Annotated in this window: 9 protein-coding genes; 5 read left to right on the top strand and 4 right to left on the bottom strand. The window is 51.7% G+C overall.

Features of this window, described 5'->3' with window-relative positions; all coding sequences use genetic code 11:
• Positions 1 to 189: hypothetical protein (locus tag VE954_RS42690; RefSeq protein WP_324964776.1), on the bottom strand; the 189-nt coding region annotated here is incomplete at its 3' end.
• 770 nt (positions 190 to 959) lie between these two features.
• On the opposite strand from VE954_RS42690, the gene VE954_RS42685 reads away from it, so the two are divergent.
• Both VE954_RS42685 and VE954_RS42680 read left to right on the top strand, forming a co-directional pair.
• Positions 960 to 1,748 carry a hypothetical protein gene (locus VE954_RS42685; protein ID WP_324964774.1) on the top strand — a complete coding sequence of 263 codons (789 nt, stop codon included), beginning with the start codon at positions 960 to 962 and terminating at the stop codon, positions 1,746 to 1,748.
• Between the two features lie 126 nt (positions 1,749 to 1,874).
• Positions 1,875 to 2,204, top strand: coding sequence for a hypothetical protein (locus VE954_RS42680; protein ID WP_324964773.1), 330 nt, complete (start codon positions 1,875 to 1,877; stop codon positions 2,202 to 2,204).
• Positions 2,205 to 2,280: 76 nt separating this feature from the next.
• On the opposite strand, the gene VE954_RS42675 is transcribed toward VE954_RS42680, so the two are convergent.
• The gene (locus VE954_RS42675; RefSeq protein ID WP_324964771.1) at positions 2,281 to 2,709 is read right to left on the bottom strand and encodes a hypothetical protein; all 429 of its coding nucleotides are present in this window, start codon (positions 2,707 to 2,709) and stop codon (positions 2,281 to 2,283) included.
• A gap of 888 nt (positions 2,710 to 3,597) precedes the next feature.
• Here VE954_RS42675 and VE954_RS42670 point away from each other — a divergent pair.
• From VE954_RS42670 to VE954_RS42660, 3 genes are all read left to right on the top strand, one after another.
• Positions 3,598 to 4,866, top strand: a complete 1,269-nt coding sequence (locus VE954_RS42670) for a protein rep (protein ID WP_324964769.1) — start codon at positions 3,598 to 3,600, stop codon at positions 4,864 to 4,866.
• A gap of 387 nt (positions 4,867 to 5,253) precedes the next feature.
• Entirely contained in the window at positions 5,254 to 5,574 is a 321-nt protein-coding gene (locus tag VE954_RS42665; protein ID WP_324964767.1) for a plasmid mobilization protein, read from the top strand.
• On the top strand, positions 5,571 to 7,334 hold the full coding sequence (locus tag VE954_RS42660) for a relaxase/mobilization nuclease domain-containing protein (RefSeq protein WP_324964765.1): 1,764 nt from the start codon (positions 5,571 to 5,573) through the stop codon (positions 7,332 to 7,334). The genes VE954_RS42665 and VE954_RS42660 overlap by 4 nt, the downstream gene beginning before the upstream one ends.
• 28 nt (positions 7,335 to 7,362) lie before the next feature.
• Here the strand turns inward: VE954_RS42660 and VE954_RS42655 are convergent, their stop codons facing one another.
• Both VE954_RS42655 and VE954_RS42650 read right to left on the bottom strand, forming a co-directional pair.
• Positions 7,363 to 7,659 carry a hypothetical protein gene (locus VE954_RS42655; RefSeq protein WP_324964763.1) on the bottom strand — a complete coding sequence of 99 codons (297 nt, stop codon included), beginning with the start codon at positions 7,657 to 7,659 and terminating at the stop codon, positions 7,363 to 7,365.
• Positions 7,656 to 8,369, bottom strand: a 714-nt coding sequence (locus VE954_RS42650; RefSeq protein ID WP_324964761.1) for a hypothetical protein, incomplete at its 5' end; no start/stop codon positions are given. The genes VE954_RS42650 and VE954_RS42655, both read right to left, overlap by 4 nt.

The raw sequence follows: 8,369 nt of genomic DNA, 5'->3' as shown, positions 1-8,369 counted from the left end.
TTCCGGCATAACAACGCTGGCAATTGCAACAACTGTTGATTGTTCCTGTTCAAGCTCTCCCTGTGCAGCACGCCGAATGCTTGAATAGCTGACATTAGGAGTCATGCGAGACAGAGTGTGTAAAGATCGGCCTGCTTTGGCTTTTAGCCATGAGTTTATAGCAACAGCCAGTGCCTGCTGTACGGTCATAGATCTCCCTCCCACCTAGAGTTCATCATGATGAACTGAACCTATTGTTACAGCTCACCTTGATGAACCGACTTTCTTGCATCGTCAAGACTTTAGTGGTTGCTGATTCTGCGGGTGAAACGATAAAACCGGAAACATCAGAAACCCGATCGTGTACAGCCCTTGAGCAACAAAGCATTCATCATAGAATCCCATGGACAGTCATACCCAGAAGCGAAATCAGATTCTCCACAGATGCTGAGCTTTGTCCGCCGTGCAAAATGGAGCGTGCTGTACTGGATGGCAGTTGCAGGACCTTGCCATTGTGGCAATGGAAAGCTGAGGTCTGGCACTCAGGTGAGCTTTGATCAAGGCACGGGCAACGGCCCCAGTTATTATAAGCAATTTTATGTATTGTCTGGCATCAATACTTCTCGCTTTCGGAGTGAGAGGCGAACTGTCGAAGTGTCTGAAGACATGTCACAGCAAGGGGATAGACGAGATAATCGGAAGCCGGTATAAGCTACCAACCCAAAGCCAGTTAAGGCCTTGGAAGCAGGGGATATGTAGATGGACTTGAATAAATTCAGCAGAGCCTACAATAGAGCTTCGATTTTCATGTTGGTTTGTGGAGTTGCTAATTTATGTAGTGTGTATATCGCCAGTCGACCTGAATCCCTGGATAGTTTTATTAATGCGAACTCCGGAACGGTGTTCACATGGGGCGGCGTCGTACTTTGGATGGTCGTTGTGAAGGCTATTATCTTTGCCACTAAAAAGGGTTGGACCAAATGATTTATAAAGTACTTATTGCAATTGCATTGATCGCTATCGGAAATCAAGCGCGTGCTAATCAATTCTGGAGTGCTACAGTAATTGTCAATATCGAGGCTTTCCTGTGCGCACCAGACAGCGGAGTTACTTGTTTAGACGACGGCAGCCACGCTTTCATTACAATTCTGGATCCCCTCAACCCAGGTGCAGCACCCGTAAAACTCACAATGGCAGACGTTGCCGGTGCATATAATGAGTTTTATGCACTGCAGAATAACAATCCAAAAGGAACGCACAGAGACGAATATTTAGACTCTCTCTACTGGATGAAGGCTGCAGGTAACGCTGGAAAAAATAAGTGCTCATTCGGCTCCGTCGGTTGTTTTGCGTCAGCGGCGCTCTTGGCGAGTTTGGGACCGGTGGGAATAGGTTTTGGTGCCCTTGGAGCAGCGGCGTGTGCATATCGTAGTTACGATTGCACGACTTCCTGGGAAAATTACAACATGAATGTTGACCGGGCAATTAATGAAGCGCTGCTGTGCGATGCTTCAGATTTGGAATGCTTTCAAAAGGCGCTGAAGCTGGCTAAGCGTCCCATATCTCTTATTCCACCTAAACAACTCTCTGGTGGTGTCGCTCCTGGCGGGCTAGGCAGCTATTCGGGCTCGGGTACAGGAAGCACAGGCAGTATGGGTCCCGGCGGCTCTCCATCTGGCGTTGGTGGTGAAAGCTATAAATGCGTTAGGTACAAGGTTGGTGATCCGGTACACGGATACGATTTTCAAACCATCTGTGGCTGGGGCTGAGATAGTTAGCTTACTTAACGCTAGAACCTCAGACTTACTCTCTGGGGCTTTTTATTTCCTGCCTCTGGGTTTGTTTCATTTCTTTCAAACAAGCCGATCTGAAAACAGCTGATAGGAGTTTTCTTTATGAGCTTTATACTTAGCCTCCTCTTGACTGCTTCGGCTGCGTCTGCTTCCAAGGCCTATCTTGCCGATGACAATCTGCTTGCTGGTTCTCTCATCAAGTACTGCGAGCAGGGTGCGCCCGAGTCATGTAAAACGATAGATCGTCGGAATGAAACCATTACGAATGATCTAGGCGCAATCTCAGGCCAGCTGGCATTGAAACTTAGTAAAATCGCACCTGAGTTTAGCACCTTAACGGTTGATTTTGTAAAGTCTGACACAGCCCCAGGTAGTCTTGATTTCCAGCTCAAATACACACATGACCCTAAAAAGAAGCCAGTTAAAGAATAAAATGCGCGTTGAAATCTAAAGCTACTGCTAAAGCCCGACAGGAATTCTGCTTTATTGCCCGTGATTTTTTGGTGGTCTATTCCTTGAAAGCACTGATAGCTTTACCTATGCGGCTGACAAGACTCTTGTCAGCTTTGCTTATTTTGTCCTCCAACTCTTCCTTTGCCGCTTTTAGCATTTTCACTTCAGATTCAAGATGAGACATGGCCTCGATTTTATCCAGAAGGCGCTCCCGCTCGGATTTGAGTTCTAGTACCTGCTCCTTTAAAAGGTGCACAAGCTCGCTTTCTTCGCTTGCGTCCTTATTCGCGCGCGGTGTGCGCACTTTTCCGGAAGCAGCAGCAATTTGGACGACTCTTTGCGCATCTGCGAGCGACACTAGTGCGCCCTTCCCGGTCCGGCTTTTTTTTACACCGCTTTCGTCTAGAAGCTTTGATAGGCGTTGTCTTGAGATCCCAAGCTTTCTCGCACAGTCAGCCACATTCAAAAGATCATTCCCGCTCATTTGCGCCTCCGTTGCGCATGTATTTGCACATTCCCTTCACCTGTCCGACGAATGCGCATTTTTATCCGCATGGTATGCGCATAGGTTAGCAGATATCGAGGTAAGGCGGAAACGATCGAGCGCCGTCAGGCTTGTCTTGGGTCTGGGGCTATGCCCCAGCCAGGGAACGTAGTGACCGGAAGGAATGGTGTTCGGAGTTGAGGTCTTTGCGGCGAACAGGTGTTTGACCAGGACGACGCACATAATCGCCCTATTCAAGAGCGGCTTTGGTCTTTTGCTTTTTTCTTGGCTCTGAGGATCGCAAAAAGGGGTCCTGGAGCTTCGAAATGATATCGAAGCGAGGATTGCCTAGTCTGGTAGTGGAATTCGATCTCAGGGCCAAAAAATGTAACGACGGCGTGAGCTCTCGAGTCAGTGCGTCTTGTTGATGATGATTAAGCCCTGCTCTGCAGGGAAACTAGGTCAGGTATACGTGCATCGAATAATGATTGGGGCGATGGTATGCAGCCAGACGGCTATCTTCGCTTCGCTTTCTCCATTCTTGCGCATCGTCCTGACCCGTCGTTTGTACGAGGCTCGATATTTTGGGTCTTCAACCCTTGCAATGAACTGGTCATTTCGGCGGGCTTGTTCGCTTTCTGGCAGTTGCATTCAGAACTCCGTCGTATCGCCCGAATTCGTGCTTTTTTGGCTCGGTTTTGGGGTCTGTATTACTATCCTTGATAATTAAGAAACGTTTCAAGCAGCTGAAAATAAATCTTCGCTTAGAGCCACATGGTTTTGCTGGGATTTTCAGGGTAAGGGGGGGATTGCGAGGGGTTGTCGCCGGGGCTATTCTGAAGTTGCGACGCTTTAAAATAACCCGGTTTACCCAAGGAGAGCCAAGGAATGGCTTCCTCATTTCCAATCGTGCCCACGATTGCGCCCGGTGTCAACGGAGCTTCTTCAAATTCAAAGAAGAAAGCTGACTTACCGAGGCTTTCCGAGCTTTCCCCCGATGATAAGCCGTGGGATACTCACGGCCAGAATAGCCAGAATCTCATGTGCGTATTTTCGGAAGGGGATGACTGGCAGCAGCGGAAATCCGAACGCATGGAATGGTGCGGACGGCGTTTGACTTTCGCCGTCTCACAAGAAGGGCGGCACAAATTGAAGTCAGCACAATTCTGCCGAATCCGTCTTTGTCCCCGCTGTGTCTGGCGGCGAAGTCTTGCATGGAAAGCCCGTTGGTATAAGGCTTGGCCTGAGATTCAAAAGCTTGCACCGAAAGCCCGCTACTTCCATCTGGTCCTGACCGTTCCGAACGTCCCTGTCACAGAGCTGCGCGAAACTATTCTTAAAATGTCAAAAGCCTGGAACCGTATGGTCAGCCGCAAGACTTGGCCTGCTCTTGGTTTTGTCCGTGCGACCGAGGTCACGATCGCGGAAGAGGAAGGCTATGTCCATCCTCACTTTCATTGCCTTGTTATGGTAAGTACCTCATATTTTTCCAAACGCTACATGACTGCCGAGGACTGGAGAGCTTACTGGGCCAAGGGCCTGGGTGTTGAGCCTGAGACTTTGATCAAACCTTACATCCGCGCTGTCGATCCCAAAGGCGGCGTGGACGCCGTGGCAGCAGCTGTGAAGGAAGTCTTTAAATACGCTGTTAAGGGCATCATGATGAAGCCGGATGATGATGGGTCGTGGGTTCCGACGCTTCTGGAAATGGATCGGCAGCTGAAGGGTACCCAGGCGACCAGCCTGGGGGGCCTGATCCGCGAGGTCTTCCGCGGCGAAGAGGAAATCAGCGAAGAGGAAATGCTGGCGCATACTGATGACCCCGACTTTAAGGCCGAGCAGTATTGGGAATATGTCTGGTCATTCGTGGACCGCTACTACCACCGGAGCCGGGTGCTCAGCCAAGAGGAAGGGGAGGCGATCGAGGCGAAGGACCAGGAACGGGCCGACCGGAAGGAACGGGCGCGGGCGGCTGAGGAGGTACTGAAGCCGGATGCCGCGACCAAGGTCGAATGGGATATGAACAAGGTTGGCCTGGAGCTGTTGAAGTTGGATGCGACACCGCAGGCGACGAAGCGGGCGCGACGAAGACGCGCCGAAAAGCGCGAGGAGCTGAAGCGGGAGGACTGGCGGCTTGACCGCCAGGGCGACCCGTGACTCCAGCGTCGGGGAGTGATCCGACGCAACCTGCCGAGCGTGACGGGCGCAACCGCGCCCACGTCATTTAGCGAGAGCATGACCGGAGCAGACCCCGCATGGCGGGGGACTGCGGAGGAGCCCACGGCCTGGTGCCGCCAGGGTATGGGCGCACGCGCTTGCGCTGCGCTTCTTTTTTTTTTTCATCACCGCCTGGCGCGGTGATGGGGTTCCCGGATTTTGGTTTTCGGTTCCCGGATTTACAGGGGGTCCAGGGGGCGGCACGCACCATGGCAAGTGAAGTTGTAGCGAAGCGGAAACGAAACTTGCTCCTGAATCCTGACCCGTTGCCTTATCCGCTGCGGGGGGGTAGATTGCCGTTGGGGATTTGCTGGGAGGGAGTACCGCATGGCAAGGCCAAGGACTGACCGGACGGAGCGTATCTATATCAGATTGACGTCAGAGGAAAAGGACGCGATTGAAAGTAAGGCGTCAGCACTGGGATTAACCGGAGCTGATTGGCTGCGAAAAACCGGCTTAAGTCGAAAGCTGCCCGGAGGGAAGCTTGATGCAGAAGCCAGGAGGCAAATGCTGGCTCAGCTCGTTGGTATGGCGCGCAATATGAACCAACTGACAGTATTGGCGCACCGCTCGCATGTCGATGCAGAGGGTCTGGAGGGGATTCGCACGTCGGTTGAAGAGCTGCTCGATAGAGTGGGCCGACTATGATTATCAAGCTCGGCAGCGGCAAATCGTCGGGCGGGCTCATGCGATATCTGGAGCAGGGCAAGCGCCAAGTGGAAATAGGGGAGATGCGTGAGCCTGACTTGGAACACCGGAACATGGCCTATAACAGCCTGGGTGCCACCGACATCAAAGGGCTTGAGCGCATGTTCCGGGCGACCAGGGAGGTGTGGAGCAAAAACGACGGGGTCAAGGTTCACCATGCTTCCGTCAGCATGAACCCAGGCGACCCCGTGGCCCGGTCGATGACCGATGAGGCCCTAGTCGAACTGGGGAAGAACTTCATGGAGCGGCACGCGCCGGGGCACGACTACGCGATCTTCATCCACCGTGACCGGGAGCACCCGCACATGCACTTAGCCTGGAACTCGGTCAACCCGGAGACCGGAAAGAAATTTCAGTCAACTCGCATCAAGCTTTTTGATGCGCAGCGGTACGCCCGTGAGATGGAAGGAAAGCTTGGCCACGAGCGGGTGCTGATGCCCGGTGATCCCGAATTCAAGCCCCAGCGGGATCGGTTGAGCGATGCCGAAATCCATATGAAGGTCCGCGACCAGGGCACCTATATCTGGAAAGAGGATCTTAAGCTTAGGATCGAGACGGCGCGGGGCATGGCTGACAGCTACCCCGACTTTGTAGGCCGTCTTGAAAAGATGGACGTTGTCGTCACCGAGCGCGGGGCGGATAGAAAGATAACTTACTCGTTCAACGATCGGGACGGCAAACAACGCAAGACAAGGGAGGCTAGCCTTGGAGACGAGTACACAAGAGAATCAATCGAAATCAAAATCGGCCGTAGCCAGGCAGTCGATGTCATACGAGGACCCGGGCAAGGTCATGAACTCGCAGATGGAAATGTTGCGCTCCGAACTCCGGGACCACAGCCAGGACATGGCGCAAGTCTCGGTCGGACTGATCCAGGAGAGGCAAAAGCTCATCCAGATATCGAAGCTGACAACCGATGCCCTGCAGAAATCGCAGAAGTCCTACCAGGATACGCTTCAAGCCTTGAACGCGCAGCAAGCCGCATCATTGAACGAGAGGCTCGCCGTTTTAGAGAGGTCGATAGCCGTGGTACAGGCTGGGCAGCAGCAAATGCAAAAAGCCCTGGAGGGGGCGGCGAACGTGGCATCGAGGATCGAGGTGAAAGCCTCCGAGATCAGCTTCGCGTCCGAGAACATGAAGCGGCTGTTCCAGAAGGAAACCATGATACCGATCTGGCTCTCATTCGGGCTCGGAATAATCGGAACATCCTTATGCCATCTGCTATGGACGAAGTTCATGACTGGCGGAAATTAAAGGAGGTTGATCGTGGAAGAGAAAACAATATACGGCAAGGTTCTGACTCCGAACGGGCGCATGACCCCGGAATTTCTGGCCGAAGTCCAGACCATGAGCAGGGACGAGCTGATCGACTTCGTGGTGCATATCAACAAGGTGTGGAACGAAATGTTCTTCGCGCTGGAACTTCAGCATTCGCAGGAGAGAGACGAATTAAAGAGCTGGTGCGAAAAGGAGTTAAAGCGGTTGGAGAACGAATTCACCACGCAACAGGGTTCATTGTCGAAAAGTTTCGAGAGTTTAGCCGAAAAATCGAAGTTCCTTTCAAAGTGGCTTTAGATCGGGAACAAAAGCATAACATTGAGATTGAACGGCAGCAGAAGCACGAGCAGGAGTTGAAGAAGCAGCACAAGATAGAACACAAAATTGAACGGGGACGTGGTGGCTTCGACCTGGGCCGTTAACCCAGGGTTGGCTTTGAGTTTTCCCGACTTAGGGGTTAGGCAGGATTTCTTTGGACAGATCTGAATTTACAAGGTGATCCGCGATTTTTCTGACTTCAATCGTATCACCGTCAACTACTACCGCAGTCGCTGATTCAGTGCTATCCACGGACAGACGTGCTTTAGTTCGCCGAAAGCTTTGAGCGTCAATAAACAATTTTGGAAGAGATTCGACATGTAAAGTCAGTTCAGACGTCAGCCCACCGCTGCCGCCGCCGATTGTACCACCAGCATAAGCTAGTCCGGCAAAAAGAGAAGCGACGAATATTCCAAGCAGTTTCATCATGCCAAGCCCTCCTGACCTTTCAGTATATTCTGCAAAATCCCAAGCACCAGCAAAATATCGCCCTGATACTTTGGATCCTGGGCTATATCGTAAACGGCTTTCGCATGCTGCGTGTTGGTTTTATAAATTTCCTTTATGCCTTCGAGATTTAGAGATTCCCAAAGGAGGTACGAAAACGATGCGAACTCGGTCGAGTCATTTTTGACATCGAACTCCTTTGCAAGACCACACAGCACTTTCCTGGCCAGGGCAAGGGATACATTGCCGACAGATCCATCGAAAAACCAGCTTCCATCGGCATATCGGAGGATTCCAGAGTTCTTTATTTCCTCAAAATGATGGAGACAGTTTTCGCCATATTTTCTTGCGACTTCTTCATCTGTGGTACCAGTTCTGGAATTGGCCAGAATCAGGATTTTTGCGTGATCTTCGGATTTTAAAAACTCAACAATGCTTGCACTGCGTGTATCGTCAGAACTTTCTTCATGGCCGCGCTCTGGACCGCGAACGTCAAGGACTGCACGTTCCAGCGTCGGGTAATGACTCTTGATAAAAGAACGCAACTCGGTTTCCGGCATAACAACGCTGGCAATTGCAACAACTGTTGATTGTTCCTGTTCAAGCTCTCCCTGTGCAGCACGCCGAATGCTTGAATAGCTGACATTAGGAGTCATGCGAGACAGAGTGTGTAAAGATCGGCCTGCTTTGGC

It is taken from the genome of Oligoflexus sp., from assembly GCF_035638955.1.
In the GTDB taxonomy this organism is placed as follows: Bacteria; Bdellovibrionota_B; Oligoflexia; order Oligoflexales; family Oligoflexaceae; genus Oligoflexus.
The sequence above is the reverse complement of the archived record's forward strand: the minus strand, read 5'-3'. Positions and strand labels throughout refer to the sequence as shown.